Raw genomic sequence first — 23900 nt, 5'->3', positions numbered from 1 at the left:
TCAGGCTGTATGGGCAAAGACGTTACGACTAGCGTCTTTGCAGTTCAACCCAACAATCGAGCTGCTCAAGCTCCATATCCCACCTTTGTCATTTGGGAGCCCCGCTCCTAAATGACCCTTTTCGACAACAATCTAAATCTAATTGAATGCCATAGTACATGGATGGAAGGATGATCACAATGACAGTCAAGAAAGAGAAGCTAGTCCTGGTCGGAAACGGAATGGCAGGTGTTAATGCCGTTGAGCATTTGCTCAAACTAGCACCAGATAAATATGAAGTGACGATCTTCGGCAGTGAACCGCATCCCAACTACAATCGAATTCTGTTGTCCTATGTGCTCTCCGGCGACTCCAAAGTGGAGGATATCGTCATCCACCCTTATGAATGGTATACGAACAATCATATTACGTTATATACGAATCAAACCATCACGGGAATCGACACAATGCTCCAAACCGTAACGAGCGATAAAGGCATGACGGTTTCCTATGATAAATTGATTTTGGCAACAGGCTCTAACCCATTCATGATTCCTATGCCTGGTGCAGACAAAGAAGGTGTCATGGCCTATAGAACGATCCGCGATTGTGAAATTATGATGGAGTCGGCTAAAAAGTATAAGAAAGCGATTGTCATCGGCGGTGGTTTGCTAGGCTTAGAAGCAGCGCGTGGTTTCCTCAATCTCGGTATGAAAGTCGACGTCGTTCATATCGGAGATACGATTATGGAACGGCAACTGGATCGCACCGCTTCCAAAATGCTGCAAGGGGCACTCGAAGAGCAAGGGATCAACTTCTTGCTTGAGAAGCAATCAGTCGAAATTATTGGCGGCAAACGCGTAACAGGCCTGAAATTTAAGGATGGCACGATTGCTGAAGCTGATCTAATCGTCATGGCGGTAGGTATTCGTCCAAATGTAGCCCTTGGGAAGGAATCTGGCATCGAATGCAATCCAGGAATCATCGTCAATGATTACTTGCAAACAAATGTTCCGAATGTGTACGCCGTTGGCGAATGTGCGATGCACAGAGGCATCGCGTATGGTCTAGTAGCACCGCTCTACGAGCAAGGTGCCGTACTCGCGAAGCATTTGGCCGGTGTAGAAACGGGGCCGTATGAAGGTTCTATTTTGTACACGAAGCTCAAAGTATCTGGTGTTGATGTATTCTCAGGCGGTCAATTCGTTGAGGCGGAAGGAACCAAAGCGATTCGTATTCACGATGAATTCTCCGGTGTCTATAAGAAAGTCGTGATTAAGGATAATAAAATTATCGGTGCCGTACTTTTTGGTGATACAGCTGATGGTACGCGACTTATGCAAATGATTCGGGAAGAAACAGATATTAGTGGCATGGGCAAAACGGCGATTCTAACGGATGGTTCGAGCGGCGGTGGCGGTGCGGCTTCTGGTGTAGCTGAGATGAAGGATGACGCGATTATCTGCGGTTGTAACGGTGTAACGAAAGGGACGATCTGTTCGGCCATTAAAGAGCAAGGCTTGACGACGGTCGATGAAGTGAAGAACTGTACAACAGCATCTCGTTCTTGTGGAGGGTGTAAGCCACTAGTCAGTGATCTATTAGCTTTCACGCTAGGAGCTTCCTACGATAAAAATGCTGCCAAAGAAACCATCTGTGGCTGTACAACGCACACGCGCGATGAAGTCGTTACGGCGATTCGGGAAAAAGGATTATCCCACGTGCGCGAAGTGATGAACGTCCTTGAATGGAAAAATGAAGAAGGCTGCTCCAAATGCCGCCCAGCACTGAATTATTATTTGGGCATGATTCGCCCTGAATCTTATAAAGATGACAGCACGTCCCGATTCGTCAATGAGCGTATGCATGCCAATATTCAAAAAGATGGTACGTACTCCGTTGTTCCACGGATCTATGGCGGTGTTACGAATCCGACGGAGCTTAAGCGCATTGCAGAGGTTGCTGAACAGTTCAATGTACCCACAGTGAAATTTACTGGCGGACAGCGTCTTGACTTGCTAGGTGTGAAAAAAGAAGATTTGACCGCGATGTGGGAAGCCTTGGATATGCCATCAGGGTATGCCTACGGGAAAGCGCTAAGGACCGTGAAAACATGTGTCGGCGAAACGTTCTGCCGTTTTGGTACGGGGGATGCGATGGGTGTTGGTATTGAGCTCGAGAAGCGTTTTGAACGCTTGAATACACCGGCGAAAGTGAAGCTTGCTGTATCGGGATGCCCGCGAAACTGTGCGGAATCAGGAATTAAAGATCTAGGTGTCGTATCTGTTGATGGCGGATGGGAGCTGTATGCAGGTGGCAACGGCGGTGTGAAAGTCCGCGTAGGTGATTTGATGAGCACGGTGAAAACCGAAGAAGAGATCATCGAATATACCGAGGCGTATCTGCAATACTACCGCGAAACAGGGAAATACGGCGAGCGTACGAGCGAATGGGTGCACCGTCTGGGCATTGAGCATATTCGTGAGGTTGTTGAGAACGAGGCAGAGCGTAAACAATTGTGCGAACGTATGGATTTGGCTTTATCCGTGACGCAAGATCCATGGAGGCAAGCGATTGATAGTAAGAAAATCCAACGTGATCTCTATGAAGTGGTTGAGTTGAAGTAGAAATAGAGAGATAAACAGGGAGGAGCCGAGAAGATGATTACACATAATGAGCAAATGATCTGGGTGCAAGCCGTTTCCTATGAGGATTTAGCTTTTAATACAGGGAGGACGATTCGTTATCAAGGGGAAGAGGTTGCCTTATTCAAATTGAAAAGTGGTAAACTTCAAGCGATTCAAAATCGTTGTCCACATAAAGAGGGCGTTCTAGCCGAAGGCATCGTCTGTGATGACCACGTATTCTGCCCTATGCATGATCGCAAAATCCATCTGCCTTCTGGTCTTGTGCAAGCACCAGATACAGGCTGCGTGAAAACGTACCAGACCAAAGTAGATGAGGCAGGAGATGTCTATATCGGATTTCCCAATCATAATGAGATGGCTAGTTAGCACTTATAGAACCCTATATATCTAATTATACCTATAAAGAGAGATTGATCTGCGGGGGTGGGAGCGTTGAAATCAGCATTGGTTACATTAACGGATGAACAGCCCTCCTCCCATTGTTGCTTTTGCAGTATGCAGTGTGGATTGGAGATACTACCTAGTGAGAAGACAGAAGGTTTAACGATTAAGCCGAGCGCGAAATTCCCAGTTGCAACAGGCCGTTTATGTCAAAAGGGCTTGAACGCTTTGGAGCATGTCGTTCATTCGGAACGAATTCTTGAGCCGCTTCATAGGGAGAAGGCTAGGGTAGGTCAATGGCGTCAAGTAGCTTGGGAATCGGCTTACGAGGATATTGCGCAGCGAATTCACGCGTTGCAAGCGGAACATGGGCGTGATGCGATCGGTGTCTATGGCGGCGGATCTCTAACGAACGAAGTAAGTTACTTACTGGGGAAGTTTACGCGTGTGGCGCTTAGGTCCAAATACATTGATTATAACGGTCGCTATTGCATGTCATCGGCTGCAGCTGCGAGTAATAAAGCTTTCGGTATTGATCGCGGGATGACGATGCCCCTATCGGAAATTCCGAACGCGAAGTATATCATTCTAGCGGGCACGAATATTGCCGAATGTCAGCCGACGATGATGCCTTATCTATTGGAAGCCAAGAAAAAAGGCGCCGTAATCGTAACCATTGATCCGCGTAATACCATGACCTCCAAGACGGCAGATATTCATGTGAGGATGCAACCTGGTTTCGATTCCGTGTTCATTAATGGACTCCTGCATGTCATGATTGAAGAGAATCTCGTTGATCACAAGTTCATTCAATCACGTACGTCCGGTTTCGAACAAGTGAAAGAAGCTGTCAAATCTTTTACACCAGCTCGCGTTGAGTATCTAACGGGTATCCTTGAAGCTGTAGTACGTACAATCGCTCGTGGTTTTGCTAAGGCTGAGACGGGCATCGTGCTAACAGCGAGAGGGTTGGAGCAGCAAGTGAATGGGGTTGAGAATACACTCAATTACATTAATCTAACACTGCTCACGGGTAAAATAGGGCGTTCAGGCTGCGGATATGGCGCTGTGACGGGGCAAGCCAACGGCCAAGGTGGTCGTGAGCATGGGCAGAAAGCCGACCAACTCCCAGGTTATCGCCTGATCGAAGATCCCGTTGCGCGTGAGCATGTGGCGAAGGTGTGGGGCATCGATCCGCAGGAGTTGCCGGGTAAAGGCGTCTCGGCTTACGAGCTGTTGCAGAAAATCGACGAAGGCGAGATTAAAGCCTTAATTGTGCTAGGATCGAATCCGCTCGTCTCCAGTCCGAATAATCGGATGGTCGAGCGAGCCTTGCAAAAGCTGGATTTACTCGTGGTCGTAGATATGTTCGAGACCGAAACAGCACGATATGCCCATTACTTGCTGCCTGGTTCATCCTTCGCTGAAGCAGAAGGGACCATGACCAACTTAGAGGGGCGCGTATTCCATCGGCGCAAAGCTATGGAGCTTCCGGGCAATTGCAAGCTCGATTATCACATTATCAGCGAACTGGCTGATGTACTAGGACGAGGCGCTTACTTTCAATATGCGGGTATTGAAGACGTGTTTCGTGAACTAGCCGCAGCTAGCGCGGGTGGCAAAGCAGATTATAGCGGTATCACGTACGAACGTTTGCAAAAGGAGAAAGGGATCTTCTGGCCTTGCGGGTCAGTTGATCATCCGGGAACACCGCAATTATTCCAAGATCATTTCCATCATGCGGATGGTAAAGCCCTATTGTTCGGCATACAGCCGAAAATGCCTGCGGAGCCCATAGACAGCGATTTTCCCTTCGTGCTCACTACGGGCCGTCTGGCCAACCACTATTTAAGCGGTGCGCAAACGCGCCGCACCGAAGCTCTTCATAAGAAGGCACCTGTACCTGTTGCCGAAATACATCCATCTTTGGCCAAACGAATCGGCCTAAGCGTGGAACAAAAAATCCGGATCACCAGCCGGCGTGGCTCCTTGGTCTTCCAAGTCAAGGTCACCGAGGGGATCCAGCCTCGCACCGTCTTCGTGCCTTTCCATTGGGGCGACGAGCATTCGATCAACGTGTTGACGAACGACGCCTTGGATCCAACGAGCCGGATGCCGGAGTTCAAGATTTGTGCGGTGAGGGTTGAGGGAGTGAATTGAAATAGAGCACCCTAGCTGGGAAATCCAGCTGGGGTGCTTGGTTAGATTATCTTGCCGTTGCCCCGGCTCCGGGCCTTAACAACCACGAAACCACCAAACACCAAACACCAACATCAACATCAACACCAACACCAAAAACCAAGTACAACCACCAAACACAAATACAACCACCAAACACAAATACAAACACCAAACACAAATACAAACACCAAACACCAATCACAAACCACAAATCACAAACCACAAACCACAAACCACAAACCAACACGAAAAACCAAGTACAACCACAAACCACAAACCACAAACCGCCATTCAATATCCAGCTCGGCTAACCTTAACTTGGATTCCTCTGGCAACTCGAGTCATCTCCACTAACGTCGTTTTATACTTTAACTGGATTTTATACAGTTATTTCGGCGGAATCACGCTAAATATTCCATTTAGATGGAAAATGTACAGTTAATTTATCCCATTTACCTCGATTCTACTAAAATGAGCGAATATAACTACATAAAATCCATCTAAATTTAATTTCAATGGATTTTAAGCGATTTTAGATGTACAAAATCCAGTTAATTTGCTCGTGCCTCGGTAATTGGGTAGATAATTGGCATTGTGACTGCTACATAGGTCAATGTAGTAATGGAATAGAGTAGTTGAGTAGAATCTAAAGACAAACATAAAAGCCCCCGTTCCCCTCCGAAGGAGGGTGGGTGGCTTGCATGGATCCCTTTGCTGGTGACGGAATCAGATCTTTAATTCCCCAAGCTTAATCAGTTCTACAACCGCTTGTGAACGACCCTTTACGTTCAGCTTTTGCATGACGTTCGATATATGATTCCTCACAGTCTTTTCACTTATGAAAAGCTGCTGTGCGATATCCTTTGTCGTTTTGTCCTGCACTAAGAGTTCGAATACTTCGCGTTCGCGGTTCGTAAGTAAAAATTTGTTTTTGTGGTCGCTGCCCATGGATGTGTGTCACCCCTCCTTGCTCGGGTATTGGGAATTACAAGGTTAAGGGATACAGTCAAAATTAGTTTATGAAGGGCTGCTGTCAATGGTGCGGTATCTGGAGAAAAATAGGCGGAATGTATTTTTGAGTTTCAGCGCTAGGCATGGTAAGCTGAAATAAGTGTATTTGTAACCGAAAGGGGCTGCTTCGGATGTTCAGGCGTGATTATTTGATGCGACAGATTGAACAATTGACGGTGGTGCTGCATCGGATTCTTTTTAACAAGGAACATATCCCGATTGAAGATGCGCAAAGACAGTTAGATGAAGTCAGCCGTCATTTGTTGGGTTTGAATATTCGTTCCCTCCAGTCACTATCCAGTAAGGATATTCTGGAATTGCTATCCTACCAAGGGAGCATTGATACGGCGAAGGCGTTAGTCATTAGTGATATGTTCGTGGGGCAAGGTAACCTGCTGCTTCAGCATGAAGAAGATGGGGAGGCCTATTGGGCCTATTTGAAATCGTTGGATCTACTCTTGCATGTATCGCTTTCAGATGAAGTCCAGCCAGAGGATGAGGTCAATCAGGAAATTGCCTCGCGGTTGGTACAGAGTTTGGAGCTTTTGAAGGGCTGGAGAATCCCAGAAGAGATACAGAAGCTGCTATTTTTACATTATGAGAAACAAGGTAATTATGCGAAGGTTGAAGATGTTTTGTTTCATTATATGGAGGATCATCCGGAGAAGTCAGAGATCTTGGAGCAAGGCCTTATTTTTTATGAAAAACTGCTTCGTGCCCAGGACGAGCAATTGAAGGCTGGAAATTTTACCAGGGAAGAAGCGCTAGAAGGTTTAACGATCATGAAACAGAAGCTGCTCTTATAACATTGTAATCGTAGAATTATTATTATAAAGCTGAAGGTGTTGAAAAGATGGCATGGTACCAAGAAAGTTTTGGCGATGATTATTTACTTGTGTACAAACATAGAGACATGCAAGGCGCTTACCATGAAGTGAAGAAAATGGTGGACTGGCTGGAGCTTGAGCAAGGAGCTCGACTTTTGGATCTTTGTTGTGGGATGGGGCGGCATTCGCTGGCGCTTGCGGAGTTCGGTTATACCGTTACGGGCGTGGATTTGTCGAAAGTGTTGTTACAGGAAGCTATTAAGCAGAGTGGAGAAGAGCAAGTAACTTGGATTAACGGTGATATGCGGGATGTGCCGCTCTGTGAGCCGTTTGATGCGGTTGTGAATTTGTTCACGTCTTTTGGTTATTTTGATGAAGATGAGCAGAATGAAAAAGTGCTTCATGAGATGCATCGACTGTTAAAAAAGGAAGGCCGTTTCATTATTGATTTTTTAAATCCTGTCTATGTCAAGGAGAACTTGGTTCCCCAGTCGGAACGGGAGGTAGATGATTTGACCATTCGTGAAATGAGAACGATCGAAAATGGCTGCGTGCGCAAACGGATCATGATTTCACAAGCGGGGTCACCAGATCGGCATTATTTGGAGCAAGTAAAGTTGTATGAACGTCCGGAGTTCGAGGTGATGTTGGCCAAAGCTGGATTACATATTGATCATGTATATGGTGACTATGAAGGTCAGGCGTATTCGCCGGAAGTTTCGAGTCGGATGATTTTTGTTGGACATAAGGAAGGATGACTACCGGGATATGAACGTCGTGACTGTACATACAGAAGAAATTACACAAGTGAAAGTGCCGTTGCCATTCCCTCTGCGTTGGGTGAATGCTTACCTCATTCGTGGCAGCAACGGTTACACAGTAATCGATCCGGGACTACACACGCCGGAAGCAGAAGCGCTCTGGGAGCAAGTGCTCAAGGAGCAAGGGATAGGGTATGAGCACGTGGAACAAATCGTGCTCACCCACCACCATCCCGACCACTATGGGATGGCCGGTTGGTTCCAGGAGCGCACGGGCGCCCCGGTTCTCCTATCGGAGACCGGATACGCGCAGGTGCAGCTCCTGTGGGGCCCGGAGCAGCCGATGTCTCCGCTGCTGCTCGAGCTGTTTGCCCGGCATGGCTTCCCTGAAGCCGGGCTGATTGAGATGACGAAGCACATGGTGAGCTTCGTCGATCTGGTCTCCCCGCAGCCGCAGGTCACCCTGCTGCGTGAAGGGCCTGTGCGCCTCGGCGACCGCGTCTATGAAGCCATCGAGACCCCCGGCCATGCCGCGGGGCATCTCGTCTTCTACGACGCGGAGGCGCAGGTGATGTTTTGCGGCGACCACGTCCTGCCGCAAATATCGCCGAACGTTTCCTTCCTCCCGCAGGTGGAAGAAAACCCGCTCGGCGCGTACTTGAGCAGCCTGCAGGAGATCGGCAGGCTGCCGGTGGTAATGGCTTACCCGGGGCACCGGGAGCCATGGCAGGGCTTTGGCGCGCGCGCAGAGGAGCTCGTGCGCCATCACCATGAGCGGCTCGCGCTCATGGAAGGGCAGCTAAGCGCGCCGCAGAGCGCTTATGACGTGTGCCGGGCGACGTTCGGCGACCGGCTGAGCATTCACCAGATGCGATTCGCGCTATCGGAGACGATCGCACACTTGATCCTGCTGGAGGCCGAAGGCCGCATCCAGCAGGTGGACCCGCAAGCAGATCGCGTGTACTACGTCGCGATATCGAAATAAGTAAGAGTCTGTCCTACCGCCGCCGCACAATTAGATGTAAAAACTACAGCTAATGTGCTCGAAATTGAGGTGTTTTCGTGATTAGATGGAAAAACTACAGGTAAATTCTATGAAATTTGAAAAATGGATACAATTAGAGGAATTTAACTACAAGAAATACAGTTAATCATCCGAATTCGCTCTATCCGTTTCAAATAGATGGAGAAAATCCAGTTAAATCGCGGGAATTTATTATATTATGTATGGGTCAATAACGAAGAGGCGTTTCAATAAGTCTACATAGACTTATTGAAACGCCTCTTCTAGCTTCTATCTATAACATAGATCCGCTATTATGCAATTGATTATTACATTCAACCCCCGCACAACCCTATTTCAACGGCTTGCTATACGTCGGCGTATGATTATGCGCTAACCGGCCACAAGCGGCTGCCACAATTCCACAGACCATATCGTCAATAAAGGTATTGCATTTGCCGTCAGTGTGATCACTGTCGAGTTGCTCGATAATACCGAGTTTGGCTTTATCGAGATAGCCGAAATTCGTGAGTGCAATCGTCCCATACATGAGAGGGACAGCAGTTGCGATGCTTTCATCTACGCCGAAAAGTCCTTCGTCCATCCCCACAATATGATTGTATTGCGGATTGAATTCTTTGGCCTCAACCGCTGTATCAATCTTGATGGCGAGTTGGAGGGCGTGGAAGGTTTGCTGTTTGCGAAGGACCGCAAGAATATGCTCCTCACAGAGGCTTCGCGGCATATCTGGATTGTAAGGACGCTGCAATTGATCAAGAATCTCGACCATATCATCGAGCAGCACGCCTCGAGCCTCGAGCATTTGCAGATTGCGTTTGGCGTAATCCTCCTTCACGTTATCCGAAATAATGACACTGGCGGTTGAAGCGACAATCGCGCAAATCCCCTTGGAGATGAAGGATTTAGGTCTTTTCGTCGGGAAAAAGAAACGGAATTTACAGTCGATGAAACCGAATAGTGATATCGCACCGCTCCCATATAAACCGCAAATGGACATCGCAATGGTGCGATGAACGTTATAGGCAGGGTCTTTCATGCTAGCTAGCAATTCAGCATCATGCTTCACCTTTTTTTGAAGTTCCATGAGGGTGGACATGACGTTGAACGTTTCCGTTTTACTTAATACCCCAAGCAATGTGGTTGTAATTAATTCGGTTGGAATTTTCTTAATGCCTTTTATTTCAACGAGCAATCTAGCGACCGCTTCCTCAATAACAGCTTGTGGATAGTGACTGAAAACCTCTTCTCGAAATTCATTGAAAATGAGGGTCTTTTCCTTCAAAAATGTTCTCATAGTAAGACCTCCTTGATCCTATATCACAAAGTAGTTAGTACGAATAATAGTGGCAGCGTATGACGGTTTCACGCTGGTATTTAGTATAGCATATGAGTTCGAAATGACGAAGATGGGTGTTAATTCCGTTCATCCCCAAGTTTTTTGATGAATCATAGAAAGGTGGACAAAAAGTAGTTATAAATCGGACAAAGCCCCGTATACATAATAATACGAAAAAGCATCGTACAGGCCATGCGAATAGCAGAAATCGAAGGAGGAAATAAGCAAATGAAACATCAACATTGGATTCGTTCAGCCGCTTTAGCGGGGGTGATTGTTCTACTGACCACAGGATGTTCAATTTTGGGCAGTGGAAAGAAGAGTGACATCGATGCTCCTCCTGGGGCAGGTACAGACGTAGATGCAAAGACAACTTCAGCTGCCGTTACCGTCGACATGACGGGAGATATTACGTCACAAATGACGGTGTATGTAAAAGATGCCAAGGGCTTCGTGACTCCGCTCAGTCTAGCGTTGCCGAAAACAGTCTCTGTTGCTAAGACGACATTAGAGCATATGGTGGATGGCGGACCAGAGATGAGTCAACTGCCTTCAGGGTTCCAAGCGCTTCTGCCAAAAGGGACTAAGGTTATTAGTTTGAATGTAAAATCAGACAAGAGTGCTACCGTTGATTTCTCGAAAGAGTTCCTCAATTACGATGTGAAGGATGAGCGTAAGCTCCTTGAAGCTATTACGTGGAACTTAACGAATTTCCCTACGATCGATAAAGTTCAGCTGCGTGTAGATGGCAAGGATTTGAAAGAAATGCCTAAAGGGAAAACGCCACTCGATGCACCGTTAGCGCGTACGATGGGTATCAATCTGGAGAAATCGGAAGATACCGAATTTGGCCAAGCTACGCCAGTTACGCTCTATTTCCTCAATCAAAATGATCAAAATTACAAATATTATGTCCCTGTGACTCGCTTAATTAAGAGAACGGATGATGTTGCGAAGGCTGTTGTCGAGCAATTAATTAAAGGTCCAGATCAGAAGAAGGGACTTGGGGCAGTCCTCAATGCAACAACAGAGCTCAAGAGCATTAAGCCAGGCGAAGGTTTAATCACCGTGGATTTCTCCAACAAATTGCTGGGTACAGATCAGAAAGCTTCTGCGGATGCATTACAATCCGTCATCTTGTCTTTGACAGAGAACACCACATTCAAACAAGTACAGATTAAAGTGGATGGTGCTGTGAAAATTACTTCTACAGATAATCAAAACTACAGCAAGCCTGTTCTGAGACCAACGCATATTAATCCTGCGATCAAGCTGTAATCCTATCGCTAAACTCTTGTTCCACCAGGTGAATCCAACGTTCATAAACGGAGGAATGCCTGGTGGTTTTCCTGTTTTTATCGGATTCATGGCGTTAGGATGCTTTTCCTTGATGAGTTTGTTACAATGGGGCGTAAGGCTTTATGCATGAGATGTAGCTACAGGAGGAGAAAGACATTTATGAGAATTGGTGGAAGAACGGATCAAGACCTGCGACCTATGCAAATAACCCCTCATTATATAAAACACGCAGAAGGCTCGGTCCTCATTGAGGTTGGGGATACGAAAGTCATTTGTACAGCAACAGTTGAGGAACGTGTTCCTCCGTTTATGAAAGGGCAAGGGAAAGGCTGGGTTACTGCGGAATACTCGATGCTGCCGCGGGCAACTCAAGTTCGAAATCAGCGTGAAGCGGCAAAAGGTAAACTTGGTGGACGGACGATGGAAATTCAACGTCTGATCGGTCGAGCACTACGTTCGGTTGTCAGCTTAGAAGCGCTTGGCGAAAGATCCATTACGCTGGACTGCGATGTGATCCAGGCCGATGGCGGTACACGTACAGCATCCATTACGGGTGCTTTCGTAGCGATGGCTTTTGCAATTAATAAGCTTGCTACTGATAAAAACCTAGCCAAGTTCCCCATCAACGATTTCCTCGCAGCAGTGAGTGTTGGTGTTATTGGAGAAACTCCGAAGCTGGATTTGAATTACGAAGAGGACTCCAAAGCCAAAGTGGATATGAATGTCGTGATGACGGGCCGAGGTCAATTCGTTGAAGTTCAAGGGACGGGCGAAGATGCGCCGTTTTCCCGTAAAGAGCTTGATGAGTTGTTGGCTCTGGCTGAAGCGGGAATTAACGCTATGATTGAAGTGCAATCCGGTGTGTTAGGGCCGATTGCAGATCGTATTCGAGGTGCTGGGCATGCGGCTACAAAGTAATTTTGTTGTTATTGCAACGCGTAATGAAGGTAAAGTGAAGGAGTTCGCTGAGCTTTTCGGAGCGAAAGGTTATAAGGTTCGAAGCTTAGCGGATTACTCGGATTTACCTGAAATTGTCGAGAGCGGGAAGACCTTTGCAGAGAATGCGCGCATCAAGGCACAGATCATCTCGGCGCATCTTCATGTGCCTGTATTGGCTGATGATTCAGGATTGTGTGTGAGGGCACTAGGTGGTGATCCAGGTGTATATTCAGCTCGCTACGCGGGCGAAGATGCTACGGATGCTGACAATAATGCCAGACTGCTTCAGGCTTTGCACGAGTTGGAAGATCGGATCGAGCCTAGTGCTGGGGATGGTCATCCGCCATTGCTTAGTGAGGCTTCCTTCGTTTGTGCACTCAGTTTAATTGACCCCGTGGCGAATGAAGTGATCGAAGCGGAAGATGTCTGTCAAGGTTTTATCATTCACGAGAAGCGTGGCGAAGGCGGATTTGGTTATGATCCATTATTCTACATCCCATCACTGGGCCGGACGATGGCTGAGTTGACGATGGAAGAGAAGAATGAGATGAGTCATCGGGCCAAAGCTTTACGTATGTTTTTGGATCAACTTCCTGATCAAACGAACTAACGACAGAAAGACCTGCAACCACGTGAATATGTGGGTGCAGGTCTTTTCCTTTTCGCTACAATCATCTGTAAGCTTATTTATCGGATCGAAATTTTATAAGTTCGCAGCCACAGATCCACTTGAGCTAGGTAAGCGAATAGCTGCGGCCCTGTCATTAACTGACCGAACCAAGGGAGGTTGAAATCATTGGACTCGGAGCTGGCGAGTGCGCGAATCTTTTTGACATCGATAAAAGGCAAGATGGGGGACGAAGGATCATCCAAAATTTCCAAAACCCATTTTCTCACCGCAGTTAAGTAATTCGGATTGTGGGTCTTCGGATATGGACTTTTCTTCCTTGTCAGCACATCTTCAGGCAGTACACCTCGCAAGGCTTGACGAAGTATACCTTTTTCCCGATCGCCAGACGTTTTAATTTCCCAAGGAATGTTCCACACATATTCAACCAAACGATGATCACAGAAGGGGACGCGTACCTCGAGGCCTACGGCCATACTCATGCGGTCTTTACGATCAAGCAATGTAGGCATGAAGCGGGTGATATTCAGATAGGACATTTCTCGCATCCGATTCTGCTCTTTAGTTTCTCCAGCTAAACGAGGCACCTCGCTTAAGGCTTGCTGGTATCGATTGCTGACATATTCAATAGGCTTAATCCAGTCGATGAAATCTGAGGCGAGCAGGTCGACCCGATTCGCTAACTTCAGTGACCAAGGGAACGTGTTCGCTTCCAAAGCCTCTGCATTGTGGAACCAGGGGTATCCCCCGAATATTTCGTCAGCAGCTTCGCCGGATATGGCAACCGTAGCTTCTTTCTTAATTTCTCGGCAAAATAAATAGAGAGACCCGTCAACATCGGCCATCCCCGGTGTATCGCGTGCGATCACGGCTGTCTTCAGAGATTCCACAAGCTCTGGTGTATCAAATTCAATGTAATGATGCTCTGTGCCTAAATGATCGGTCATCCTTTTGATCCAAGGTGCATCTGAGTTCGGTTGGAACAGGTTTGCTTTAAAATGTTTATCGTTATCCTTGTAGTCCACGGAGAAAGTATGCAGCGGTCCTTTCCCGCTTTCTTGGTAATGCGTCGCAGCGAGCGCTGTAAGGGCGCTAGAATCAAGTCCCCCTGAGAGGAGTGTGCAGATCGGAACATCAGAGACGAGTTGGCGCTCCGACGTATCCCGAAGCAATTGCTGTACTTGCGCGGCGGTACCTGCGATATCATCAGGATGGGGATGGCTTTCGAGCTTCCAGTACGTTCGAATGGATAACCCATTCCGATCAAAAATAGCAAATTGACCTGGCTTCAGCTCCGACATGTTGCGATAAATCCCATGTCCAGGCGTTCTAGCCGGTCCGACAGCGAATATTTCAGCAAAGCCTTCTGCGCCAACTTCTGCTTTGAAATCAGGGTGGGCTAGTATGGCTTTCGGCTCTGAGCCGAATAATAGAACACTATCCTGATGGGAATAAAAAAGAGGCTTAACGCCAAGTCTATCCCGTACGAGGGTCAGTGACTGCTCTTGGTCATTCCAAGCCGCGAAAGCAAAGATACCGTTTAGGCGGTCAATACAAGCTTTTCCCCACTCGATAAAGGCAACAAGGAGGACTTCGGTATCACACGTTGTTCGAAATTGATGGCCGCGAAGCTCGAGCTCCTTTTTTAACTCTGGGGCATTATAGAGTTCGCCATTATATACGATGGTATACGTATAGTCGCCTTGTTTACGGACCATAGGCTGAGCGCCATTCTGCGGATCCATAACACTTAGACGTCGATGTCCGAGGGCACAATGCTGTGTAATCCAGGTACCTGATGCATCAGGTCCGCGCAGTTGGAGCGTTTCCGTCATATTTTCTAGAATGGACGGGTACCCGGTCAAGTCTTTCCGCCAATCTATCCAACCCGTTATTCCGCACATAGACGTTCCTTCCTTTCTATTGAGGAGCACATAATGATAAAGGGTATGCGAATGGAAGGTATTAAATGTCTGTCCCGAACATGACAAAAGGAAGATGAGCCGTGGTTTTTGTGTTTTGTTGACAAGGCTGTTACAATCAATCCAAGTACTGCCATTATATAAACGAAGGTGATGACAATGGGAATCAAATATTCAAGAGCTCAAGTTGATTACTTAGCATCGAAAGAGCACTTTTTGCAAATTAGCGCGCAAGCGGATATTCGAATTGAGAATGCCAAACAAGATGGCGTGGAGTTGGGCCAAGCAGAAATGGAAGAAGTGATTGAGAAAGTTGGCTTGCACCGTGCTTACAATGAACTGATACAGGCTGAGAATGTATTGATCAATTGGACGCAAACGGCGATTAAATCAGAACCTGAATTTATTCAAAATCGTGCAACATTCGAATCTTTATATGAAAAAGCACAATCCGATGTTGAATTCAGAGGCGCCATAATTAATTTAGCTATGCGATTAAATACTGAGCTTGTGTGACATTCTATAAGAGTAATGCCATTCTTTATTCAGGAGGCGAGTGCTCATGGATAGTCATTTCATTAGCAAGCTGCATGAGAAGCAGAGGAAAGCCGAGAAGAATAAAAGGACACAAGGTGACGGTCATACAGGCAAGAATTTGCCTCACAAGATGCACTAACGTCGTTTGGCATGAGCAAGAGCCTGTAGGGAATCCTACAGGCTCTTTGTTGCGCTCTTAGCACATGAATTCTCACTGTAGTGATGCCGAACCGTAGGAAACGATAACCAGCATACTCAGAACGGAAACCCTCCATACTAAGATGGCGTTCATTCTATAAATAGAAGGAGTTGCTTACTATGGGCAAGAAGAAAAGTATGATGCAGAAGACGCAAAGTGCAATCGATCACTCGAAGCAATCATCTCGTGTTCAATCGAATCTGGATTCAACGGAGCCAGGGCATCACCAGCCGAACAGGCCGTCCGTGTAATAATCTATAAGCACCCTTGCTGCACTTGCAGCGGGGTGTTTTTTCATTCATACGTGGCTTGGGTTATGTATATCAGTTAAATAGAGGATGCCAAATGTTCCGTAGTCGATGCGATATGATCATAGTCTTTTTTTAATTGTTCAATAGAATGGGAGTTGATGGAAATTTGTTTCGTAATATCCTCAATGCTTTGAATCATCGAGGATACTGAAGTTGATATATTCGTTAACTGATCGGATATGTCTTCAGCGGATTGTTTGCTGGAACCTGCCATTTTCCTAATTTCATTGGCAACCACCTCGAACCCTCGTCCAAGTTCGCCGGCACGCGCAGCTTCAAGTGCAGCATTCAAGCCCAATAGATGAGATTGAGATGCAATTTCTTTGACAATCGTAGTTACGGATTGGATGCTTTTGACTTGCTTCTCGACTGTAGAAGATTCTCGGCTCATCTCTGACATATGCGTAACGATTACTTTAGAAGCTTCTAATACTTCGTCTGTATTCGCCGTAATCTTCACTACCATAGATTTCAAATCGGTCGTACTCTGCTTTATGACGGTTTCACGACTCGTAACATCTGTGGCGACCTTGATGATCGCGTCCACGACGCCTTCGTTATAAACCGGCATGTAAGTTGCTTCCAAAGTAAGTCTTTCGCCACCGCGAGCAATCCGGATAATTTTATCTTGAAAGGCCTTGCCTTTTCGCAAATCCCTCCAGAGATTCTCATAAGCTGAACTGGACGCGAATTCAGGTAAACAAAACTTGCTATGATGCAAGCCAATAATTTCTTCTACCGTATATCCCATGGCAGAAGTGAAGTGTGAGTTAGCCCATGTGACATAACCGCTTGTGTCAAACATAATCAAAGCGAGATGCCTTTGTATAGAAGATAAAATTTCTAGTTGTTGTTTCGTCGTGTCTTGCATCCGGTTCTCTCCTCTAAGTTTATAAGTAACTTAGCTAATTCTGAGTTGTTAATATGTGCTATCACATATTTTAGCCTAAAAAAGGAGAGGATTCGACAAAATTTGCGGCGGAATTACAACATATTATAAACAATTGATGTTAAAGATTATTGGAGTCTACAATCAATACAAAAAGACCGCGCAATTGCGCGGCCTTTTATATTGAAAATGACGTCCCAGGAGGGATTCGAACCCCCGACCGCACGCTTAGAAGGCGTGTGCTCTATCCAGCTGAGCTACTGAGACCTATACCACTTCTTACCGCCTGGACGTGATCCGTTTGGCGAAGCAAGAGTTAATATATCATAACGTATAATGCGAGTCAACTTCATTTTTTAATTATTTTTGCAATCCCTGAGATGATAGAGTAAACTGGCACAAGCGAGACCCACGAACAGAGGTGATCCCCTATGTCAGATCCTACTTTGGACAATGTCATCCTTTTTCCTAAAACAGAGAGGTTCTATGAAGATGAATTAACGAAGCTCTTGCAATCCGAACAGTATAAAAAAGCACTAGAGATACTTACCTATTTGCTGCAATTTCATAATGTCGATGCGAATAAATCTAGTCAATGGGAAGCTTTGCGTCATTGGCTGCTCACCATGTTTCCCGAAACGATGTTCTCGTCATCCATGATCGAAGAAGAGGACTCAGAGGAAGAATCAGACCTGTTGCGTCAATATATCTATGAGAAATCAGCTTCGGATGACGGTGCTTTTGTGAGGAAGCTTCAATCCATGCTGCAAGAAGGTTCGCTTGAAGAACAGGTAAGTGCATTGGAACAACTTGCTTTTATCGAGCAGACGGAGGTTAGTCAGTTCGTAAAGACATGGCTTTGTGAAAGACCAAGACATCCGCATCTTCAATTCAAAGCGCTGCAGACGCTTAAGCAAATGGGAGAGCACGGGTTAATTGAGTTTCCTAAGAATGGTCGAACCGTTCTCGTTGAAATCGATGAGACGCCGCTAACGGCGGAGGATTTTCCATTACGAATTCGTGATATGATTCGCAGAGTCGGGGACATTAGTGAAATAAGCCAACCTGACTTTGTTTATTTTGCAACACAGACTTGGCAGGAATTTCTAGCCTATGCTTATGGGACCTCGATTTACACTGAACTGCTAAGGGCTGAAGAAAGCGCGGTAGACGTGTGGGCCTCTGCGCTGCATGCGATTTTGCAAGACAAATTGTTCGGTACGGTGGATCGTGAAGACTTATTAGAGACGTATGGTATCGTGGATGCGATGACGTTGCAGTGGAAGCGTGCACACAATGTGCTAACCGCTTTTGTAAAGCAATTTAGCCCAGATCCAGGTTAAGAACCAGCTCTGTACAATGCTCGCTTGAAATGAAAATGTTATATGGTATAATAGAATGGTTATAATGAGCATAACGTGAAAAATATATGTCATGGTACATTTTTGGAGGGGAAGGCATAAAATGAAAGCAAGTTGGGAAAAAATAGAGAAGAACGTTGGCGTTCTTGAAGTTGAAGTTGGGGCAGAACGTGTAGCAGATGCTTTGGATAAGGCATTTAAAAAGGTATCAGCGAAAGTGAATGTTCCAGGTTTCCGTAAAGGGAAAGTGCCTCGTTCCATCTTTGAAGCTAAATTCGGTGTGGAAAGCTTGTATCAAGATGCACTCGATATCATTTTGCCAGAAGTTTACGTTGAAGCGATTGAAGAGGTTAAAATCGAGCCTGTAGATCGTCCAGAAGTAGATGTTGAGCAATTTGGTAAAGGTCAAATCTTGAAATTCAAAGCTAAAGTAACAGTTAAGCCTGAAGTAGCACTTGGTGACTACAAAGGTATCGAAGTAGAAGCGGTTAATGCTTCTGTGTCTGAAGAAGAATTGAATGAAGAGCTTGCACGTTTGCAACAACGTCATGCTGAATTGGTTGTTCTTGAAGAAGGACAAGCTGCTAACGGCGATGTCGTTATCATCGATTTCGAAGGATTCGTTGATGAAGTAGCATTCGAAGGCGGTAAAGCGGAGAAGTATTCCCTTGAGCTTGGATCCAATTCGTTCATCCCAGGCTTCGAAGAGCAACTTGTTGGACTTGGTAAGGACGAAGAGAAAGACGTTAACGTCAGTTTCCCTGAGAACTACCACTCCGAAGAGCTGAAAGGCAAAGCAGCTGTGTTTAAAGTGAAACTTCACGATATCAAACGCAAAAACCTGCCTGAGCTTGATGATGAGTTTGCTAAAGACGTTAGTGAGTTCGATACGCTTGTTGAGTACAAAGAAGAACTTCAAAAACGTTTGCAAGAGCGCAAGGAGAAAGATTCCGAAGCTGCACTTGAAACTGCAGTTGTTGAGAAAGCTGCTGCTAACGCAGATGTTGAAATTCCAGGTGCGATGGTAGAAGCTGAGCTTGATATCATGGTAAAAGAATTCGAAAGACGTCTTCGCTCCCAAGGCATGACGCTTGAGATCTACTACCAGTTCTCCGGCCAAAACGAGAGCGCATTGAAAGAACAAATGAAAGAAGATGCTGAGAAGCGTGTTCGCAACAACCTTGTTCTTGAAGCTATCGCAGCTGCAGAAAAAATCACAGTTTCTGACGAAGAAGTTGACGCAGAACTTGAGAAGTATGCACCTTCTTACCAAAAAACAACAGCTGAACTTCGTGAGCTGTTTGCTTCCAACGGATCTCTTGAAGGTCTTAGCAATGATCTAGTTATCAGAAAAACGGTTGATTTCTTGCTTCAAAATAGCAAGCATGTTTCCGCAGCCGTGTAAATAAGGTAAGTAAAGGCACGTACGCAAGCAACGTGCCTTTCTTTTACCCTAATTTACGTCTAAAAGCTTTAGTACATACGTATTACCGCTTACATAGCTGATTTCAGAAAAATGACATTGTTGCCCAATCGTGTTAAACTGTAAATGAATCTCTATACGCAATTGAGATAACATGGCGCTAGCCGCAAAAGGAGTTGGTACAATGAGTCTTATTCCTATGGTTGTAGAACAAGAGGCTCGTGGGGAGCGTTCCTACGATATCTACTCGCGTTTACTTAAGGACCGCATAATCTTCATCGGGACGGCTATTGATGACGATGTGGCTAATTTGGTCATTGCCCAGCTGCTCTTTTTATCCGCCCAGGACCCTGAAAAAGATATTCACCTATATATCAACTCACCTGGTGGGTCTGTTACGGCTGGAATGGGTATCTTCGATACCATGCAGTTTATTAAACCGGATGTATCTACGATTTGTGTAGGTATGGCCGCAAGTATGGGTTCTTTGCTGTTGACAGCGGGAGCCAAAGGTAAGCGATACGCGCTGCCAAACGCAGAAGTAATGATTCACCAACCGCTCGGCGGTGTTAGAGGTCAAGCAACGGATATCAAAATCCATGCGGATTGGATTATCAAGACCAAGCATAAACTCAACCAGATTTACGTGGAGCGAACGGGACAGCCGCTTGAAAAGATCGAAAGAGACACCGACCGAGATAACTTTATGAGCGCTGAAGAAGCGAAGGCATATGGGTTAATCGACGAGGTTATCACTCGAAACGACTTGAAATAAAGGAGTGATCCCATGTTTAAATTTAACGATGAAAAAGGCCAACTCAAATGTTCCTTTTGTGGAAAATCCCAGGACCAAGTTCGTAAACTTGTTGCCGGACCGGGGGTTTACATTTGTGATGAATGTATAGAGCTTTGTACGGAGATTGTGGAAGAAGAATTAGGGCATGAAGAAGAGCTTGATCTGAAAGATGTTCCGAAACCAAAGGAAATTCGCAATATTTTGGACCAATACGTAATTGGTCAAGAACAAGCGAAGAAATCCTTGGCTGTTGCCGTGTATAACCACTACAAACGGATCAATTCCCAGAACAAGCTTGAAGATGTTGAGCTTCAAAAAAGTAACATCGTCCTTCTAGGACCAACAGGTAGTGGTAAAACACTTCTTGCGCAAACACTTGCTAAAATCTTGAATGTGCCATTTGCGATTGCGGACGCAACTTCTTTAACAGAAGCTGGTTATGTAGGGGAAGATGTTGAGAACATCTTGCTCAAACTAATTCAAGCGGCTGACTACGATGTTGAAAAAGCAGAGCGCGGCATTATCTATATCGATGAGATTGATAAAGTTGCCCGCAAATCCGAGAATCCATCCATTACACGTGATGTTTCTGGTGAAGGTGTACAACAAGCTCTTCTCAAAATTCTTGAAGGCACAGTTGCTTCCGTACCTCCACAAGGTGGACGTAAGCATCCGCATCAAGAATTCATTCAAATCGACACGACGAATATACTCTTTATTTGTGGTGGAGCTTTCGATGGTTTAGAGCAAATTATCAAACGCAGAATCGGTAAAAAAGTGATTGGCTTTAGCACAGATGGCATGAAAGTTGATTTGAAACCAGGCGAATACCTATCGATGGTCCTTCCTGAGGATCTATTAAGATTCGGATTAATTCCGGAGTTCGTAGGCCGTTTACCGGTTATTTCAACACTAGAGCCGCTTGATGAAGCAGCGCTTGTGCGTATTCTTTCCGAGCCTAAGAATGCACTCGTGAAACAATACCAGAAGATGCTCGAGATGGATAACGTTTCGCTTGAATTTGATGCAGAAGCACTTGATGCGATTGCCAAAGAAGCGATTAAACGGAATACCGGTGCTCGTGGTCTAAGAGCCATCATTGAGAGCATTATGCTTGATGTGATGTTTGAAGTTCCTTCGAGAACGGATGTAACTTCTTGTGTCGTTTCAAAAGAAACGGTTCAGAACAAGATTACGCCTGTTTTGACAAGCAAAGAAGGCGCACAGCCGTCCGGTAAGAAGAAGGAAGAAAGTGCGTAACCTAATCTTATATAAATGAACAAACAGCCTCCAATCTGATTTCCATTTCTGGGAATTGGAGCGGAGGATGTTTGGTGTCATGGGGAGAGAAACCAAAATGTTCCATAGACGAGATACCAGAGCCGTTCGGGTAGGCGATTTAACGATCGGTGGCAGTAATGAAGTCATCATGCAAAGCATGTGTACAACCAAAACAGCTGATGTCAAAGCGACGGTTGCTGAGATTCTTCGTCTTGAAGAAGCAGGTTGTCAGCTTGTTCGTGTAACGGTTAACAATAAGGAAGCTGCTGAAGCTATCAAGGAAATTAAGAAGCAAATTCATATTCCCTTGGTATCTGATATTCATTTTGATCACCGTTTGGCACTGGCTGCGATTGAGAACGGCATTGATAAAGTCCGTATTAATCCAGGCAATATCGGTCGTCGTGAGAAAGTCGAAGCCGTCGTGAAAGCATGCAAAGAGCGCGGTATTCCGATTCGTATCGGGGTAAATGCAGGCTCCTTAGAGAATCATCTTCTTGAAAAGTATGGCTACCCAACGCCTGAAGCGATGGTAGAAAGCGCATTGTTCCACATTAACATTTTGGAAGAACTCGATTTCCATGATATCATCGTTTCTTTGAAGGCTTCTGATGTCCCTATGGCGATTGCGGCGTATTCGCAGGCTGCGAAGGCGTTTAACTATCCACTCCACCTTGGGATTACAGAGGCAGGTACGCTCTTTACAGGTGCGGTGAAAAGTGCTGCGGGTATCGGGACTTTGCTTAACATGGGTATCGGCAACACACTGCGTATTTCCTTGAGTGCTGACCCAGTTGAAGAAATTAAAGTGGCTAGAGAGCTTCTCAAAACGTTTGGGTTAATTACGAACGCCGCTACGCTGGTTTCTTGCCCGACATGTGGTCGTTTGGATATTGACTTATTCTCGATTGCTAATGAGGTTGAAGACTATATTGCCAAAATCAAAGTGCCGATCAAAGTTTCTGTATTGGGCTGCGCCGTGAACGGTCCTGGTGAAGCGAGAGAAGCGGATATTGGTATCGCAGGGGCTCGTGGTGAAGGGATGCTGTTCCGTTACGGAGAAATGATTCGTAAAGTGCCTGAGGCTGAATTGCTTGCTGAATTGAAAAAAGAAATTGATATTATTGTGGCTTCCTACGAACAAACTGGGGTCATCCCTGGGCGCAAGCAGCACTAAGTAGATTTCATATGAAAAGAAATAACAAACCGTTAAAGAACTCGATAAAGAGTCTTTAACGGTTTTTTTGCATGTCTACGCCAAGGCGCATATTTGCCTAAGAAGTGAAGCATAATGAGTAAAACTGGAAAGCATGCTCAATTGTAGTAAGACTTTCAGATGAAACATTCTAGGAGGAGAAAAGGATGAAGTTATTTCCAACGTTTGCCTTATGCCGGCAGATGGCGTTTACCCTGCTCACAGGGGCTGTCTTAATAGCGAATCCAGGGTTTACACATGCTGAGCCTAATATGATCCCCCAGCAGCCGACAGGGGCGATTACGAAGAAAGTAGCCATCGTCATTGACGATTTCGGCAATAACATGGAGGGGACAGCGGAAATGCTGAAGCTGCCCATCCCATTTACCGTAGCAGTCATGCCTTTCTTGCCTTCCACGAAACAAGATGCACAGTTAGCTCATGACCGGGGGCTTGAAGTCATTCTACACCTTCCTATGGAGCCTGTGAGAGGGAAGAAGAGCTGGCTAGGTCCAGGAGCCATCACAACAGATTTGTCCAACGAAGAAATCCATAAACGGATCGTTGCAGCGATTGACGATGTTCCTTATGCCATTGGCATTAATAACCATATGGGTTCTAAGGCGACTGCGGACGAAAGGGTCATGAAGATTCTTATCGAGATTTGCAAAGAGCGAAATTTGATACTGCTGGACAGTCGGACCACGCCGAAGAGCCTGATTGGCAAGATTGCAGATTCGCGCGGCGTGCCGCATGCAGAGAATTTGTTATTCTTCGATGATCTGTATACGTACAGTCATATTAATAAGCAAATGGTTAAGCTTAGAAAATTAATTCATGACAAGGATGAAGTGATTGCTATTGGTCACGTAGGGCCCCCAGGAAAGAAGACCGCTCATGTCATCCATGAAGCCATTCCAAGTATTCAGAAGGAAGCGACATTTGTTCCTATTTCACAAATGGTCAAATAGA

Annotated in this window: 22 protein-coding genes and 1 tRNA gene; 18 read left to right on the top strand and 5 right to left on the bottom strand. The window is 45.8% G+C overall.

What is annotated here, in order from left to right:
- Positions 1–179 precede the first annotated feature (179 nt).
- The 3 genes from nirB (at position 180) to AC58PV_RS03400 (ending at position 5168) form a co-directional block, all read left to right on the top strand.
- Positions 180–2606 (top strand): nitrite reductase large subunit NirB, encoded by a 2427-nt coding sequence (nirB, locus tag AC58PV_RS03410; RefSeq protein WP_497430869.1) that lies wholly within the window; start codon positions 180–182, stop codon positions 2604–2606.
- Between the two features lie 33 nt (positions 2607–2639).
- Entirely contained in the window at positions 2640–2993 is a 354-nt protein-coding gene (gene nirD / locus AC58PV_RS03405) for a nitrite reductase small subunit NirD (protein ID WP_497430868.1), read from the top strand.
- Positions 2994–3059: 66 nt separating this feature from the next.
- Positions 3060–5168, top strand: a complete 2109-nt coding sequence (locus tag AC58PV_RS03400) for a molybdopterin oxidoreductase family protein (protein WP_497430867.1) — start codon at positions 3060–3062, stop codon at positions 5166–5168.
- A gap of 747 nt (positions 5169–5915) precedes the next feature.
- On the opposite strand, the gene AC58PV_RS03395 is transcribed toward AC58PV_RS03400, so the two are convergent.
- A complete protein-coding gene (locus AC58PV_RS03395) occupies positions 5916–6137 on the bottom strand; it encodes a helix-turn-helix domain-containing protein (RefSeq protein WP_028556998.1) in 222 nt (73 codons plus the stop codon).
- Between the two features lie 194 nt (positions 6138–6331).
- On the opposite strand from AC58PV_RS03395, the gene AC58PV_RS03390 reads away from it, so the two are divergent.
- Genes AC58PV_RS03390 through AC58PV_RS03380 form a run of 3 tightly spaced genes read left to right on the top strand, consistent with a single transcriptional unit; the run spans position 6332 to position 8773 of the window.
- A complete protein-coding gene (locus tag AC58PV_RS03390) occupies positions 6332–7006 on the top strand; it encodes a DUF6483 family protein (protein WP_497430866.1) in 675 nt (224 codons plus the stop codon).
- Positions 7007–7053: 47 nt separating this feature from the next.
- Complete coding sequence (locus AC58PV_RS03385; protein ID WP_497430865.1) at positions 7054–7785, top strand: class I SAM-dependent methyltransferase; 732 nt, start codon at positions 7054–7056, stop codon at positions 7783–7785.
- Positions 7786–7795: 10 nt separating this feature from the next.
- On the top strand, positions 7796–8773 hold the full coding sequence (locus tag AC58PV_RS03380; protein WP_497430864.1) for an MBL fold metallo-hydrolase: 978 nt from the start codon (positions 7796–7798) through the stop codon (positions 8771–8773).
- 370 nt (positions 8774–9143) lie between these two features.
- Here the strand turns inward: AC58PV_RS03380 and AC58PV_RS03375 are convergent, their stop codons facing one another.
- Positions 9144–10106 (bottom strand): phosphatidylglycerophosphatase A family protein, encoded by a 963-nt coding sequence (locus AC58PV_RS03375; RefSeq protein WP_497430863.1) that lies wholly within the window; start codon positions 10104–10106, stop codon positions 9144–9146.
- Between the two features lie 270 nt (positions 10107–10376).
- On the opposite strand from AC58PV_RS03375, the gene AC58PV_RS03370 reads away from it, so the two are divergent.
- From AC58PV_RS03370 to AC58PV_RS03360, 3 genes are all read left to right on the top strand, one after another.
- The gene (locus tag AC58PV_RS03370) at positions 10377–11426 is read left to right on the top strand and encodes a GerMN domain-containing protein (RefSeq protein WP_497430862.1); all 1050 of its coding nucleotides are present in this window, start codon (positions 10377–10379) and stop codon (positions 11424–11426) included.
- Positions 11427–11606: 180 nt separating this feature from the next.
- The gene (rph, locus tag AC58PV_RS03365; protein ID WP_497430861.1) at positions 11607–12365 is read left to right on the top strand and encodes a ribonuclease PH; all 759 of its coding nucleotides are present in this window, start codon (positions 11607–11609) and stop codon (positions 12363–12365) included.
- Positions 12349–12996: an XTP/dITP diphosphatase gene (locus tag AC58PV_RS03360; RefSeq protein WP_497430860.1), complete on the top strand. Its 648-nt coding sequence runs from the start codon at positions 12349–12351 to the stop codon at positions 12994–12996. Before rph ends, AC58PV_RS03360 begins: the two co-directional genes overlap by 17 nt.
- A 77-nt stretch (positions 12997–13073) precedes the next feature.
- Here the strand turns inward: AC58PV_RS03360 and asnB are convergent, their stop codons facing one another.
- Complete coding sequence (asnB, locus tag AC58PV_RS03355; protein ID WP_497430859.1) at positions 13074–14918, bottom strand: asparagine synthase (glutamine-hydrolyzing); 1845 nt, start codon at positions 14916–14918, stop codon at positions 13074–13076.
- A 177-nt stretch (positions 14919–15095) separates the two neighbouring features.
- On the opposite strand from asnB, the gene AC58PV_RS03350 reads away from it, so the two are divergent.
- From AC58PV_RS03350 to AC58PV_RS03340, 3 genes are all read left to right on the top strand, one after another.
- Positions 15096–15452 carry a hypothetical protein gene (locus AC58PV_RS03350; RefSeq protein ID WP_497430858.1) on the top strand — a complete coding sequence of 119 codons (357 nt, stop codon included), beginning with the start codon at positions 15096–15098 and terminating at the stop codon, positions 15450–15452.
- Positions 15453–15498: 46 nt separating this feature from the next.
- Positions 15499–15612 (top strand): DUF4023 family protein, encoded by a 114-nt coding sequence (locus AC58PV_RS03345; protein WP_082595252.1) that lies wholly within the window; start codon positions 15499–15501, stop codon positions 15610–15612.
- A 179-nt stretch (positions 15613–15791) separates the two neighbouring features.
- On the top strand, positions 15792–15923 hold the full coding sequence (locus AC58PV_RS03340) for a hypothetical protein (RefSeq protein ID WP_497430857.1): 132 nt from the start codon (positions 15792–15794) through the stop codon (positions 15921–15923).
- Positions 15924–15999: 76 nt separating this feature from the next.
- Here the strand turns inward: AC58PV_RS03340 and AC58PV_RS03335 are convergent, their stop codons facing one another.
- Entirely contained in the window at positions 16000–16854 is an 855-nt protein-coding gene (locus tag AC58PV_RS03335) for a methyl-accepting chemotaxis protein (RefSeq protein WP_497430856.1), read from the bottom strand.
- A gap of 211 nt (positions 16855–17065) precedes the next feature.
- Positions 17066–17139: transfer RNA gene (locus AC58PV_RS03330), tRNA-Arg, on the bottom strand.
- A 164-nt stretch (positions 17140–17303) separates the two neighbouring features.
- Between AC58PV_RS03330 and AC58PV_RS03325 the strand changes: the two genes are divergently transcribed.
- The 6 genes from AC58PV_RS03325 (at position 17304) to AC58PV_RS03300 (ending at position 23899) form a co-directional block, all read left to right on the top strand.
- The gene (locus AC58PV_RS03325; protein ID WP_497430855.1) at positions 17304–18215 is read left to right on the top strand and encodes a hypothetical protein; all 912 of its coding nucleotides are present in this window, start codon (positions 17304–17306) and stop codon (positions 18213–18215) included.
- 121 nt (positions 18216–18336) lie between these two features.
- The gene (gene tig, locus AC58PV_RS03320; RefSeq protein ID WP_497430854.1) at positions 18337–19638 is read left to right on the top strand and encodes a trigger factor; all 1302 of its coding nucleotides are present in this window, start codon (positions 18337–18339) and stop codon (positions 19636–19638) included.
- 202 nt (positions 19639–19840) lie between these two features.
- The gene (gene clpP / locus AC58PV_RS03315; RefSeq protein ID WP_497430853.1) at positions 19841–20431 is read left to right on the top strand and encodes an ATP-dependent Clp endopeptidase proteolytic subunit ClpP; all 591 of its coding nucleotides are present in this window, start codon (positions 19841–19843) and stop codon (positions 20429–20431) included.
- Positions 20432–20443: 12 nt separating this feature from the next.
- Complete coding sequence (gene clpX / locus AC58PV_RS03310) at positions 20444–21712, top strand: ATP-dependent protease ATP-binding subunit ClpX (RefSeq protein ID WP_497430852.1); 1269 nt, start codon at positions 20444–20446, stop codon at positions 21710–21712.
- A gap of 97 nt (positions 21713–21809) precedes the next feature.
- Positions 21810–22910: a flavodoxin-dependent (E)-4-hydroxy-3-methylbut-2-enyl-diphosphate synthase gene (gene ispG / locus AC58PV_RS03305; RefSeq protein WP_056610296.1), complete on the top strand. Its 1101-nt coding sequence runs from the start codon at positions 21810–21812 to the stop codon at positions 22908–22910.
- A gap of 185 nt (positions 22911–23095) precedes the next feature.
- Positions 23096–23899, top strand: coding sequence for a divergent polysaccharide deacetylase family protein (locus AC58PV_RS03300; protein WP_497430851.1), 804 nt, complete (start codon positions 23096–23098; stop codon positions 23897–23899).
- The last annotated feature ends 1 nt before the right edge of the window (position 23900 follow it).

The sequence above is a fragment of the Paenibacillus sp. J22FR83 genome (assembly GCF_059691955.1).
The sequence above is the reverse complement of the archived record's forward strand: the minus strand, read 5'-3'. Positions and strand labels throughout refer to the sequence as shown.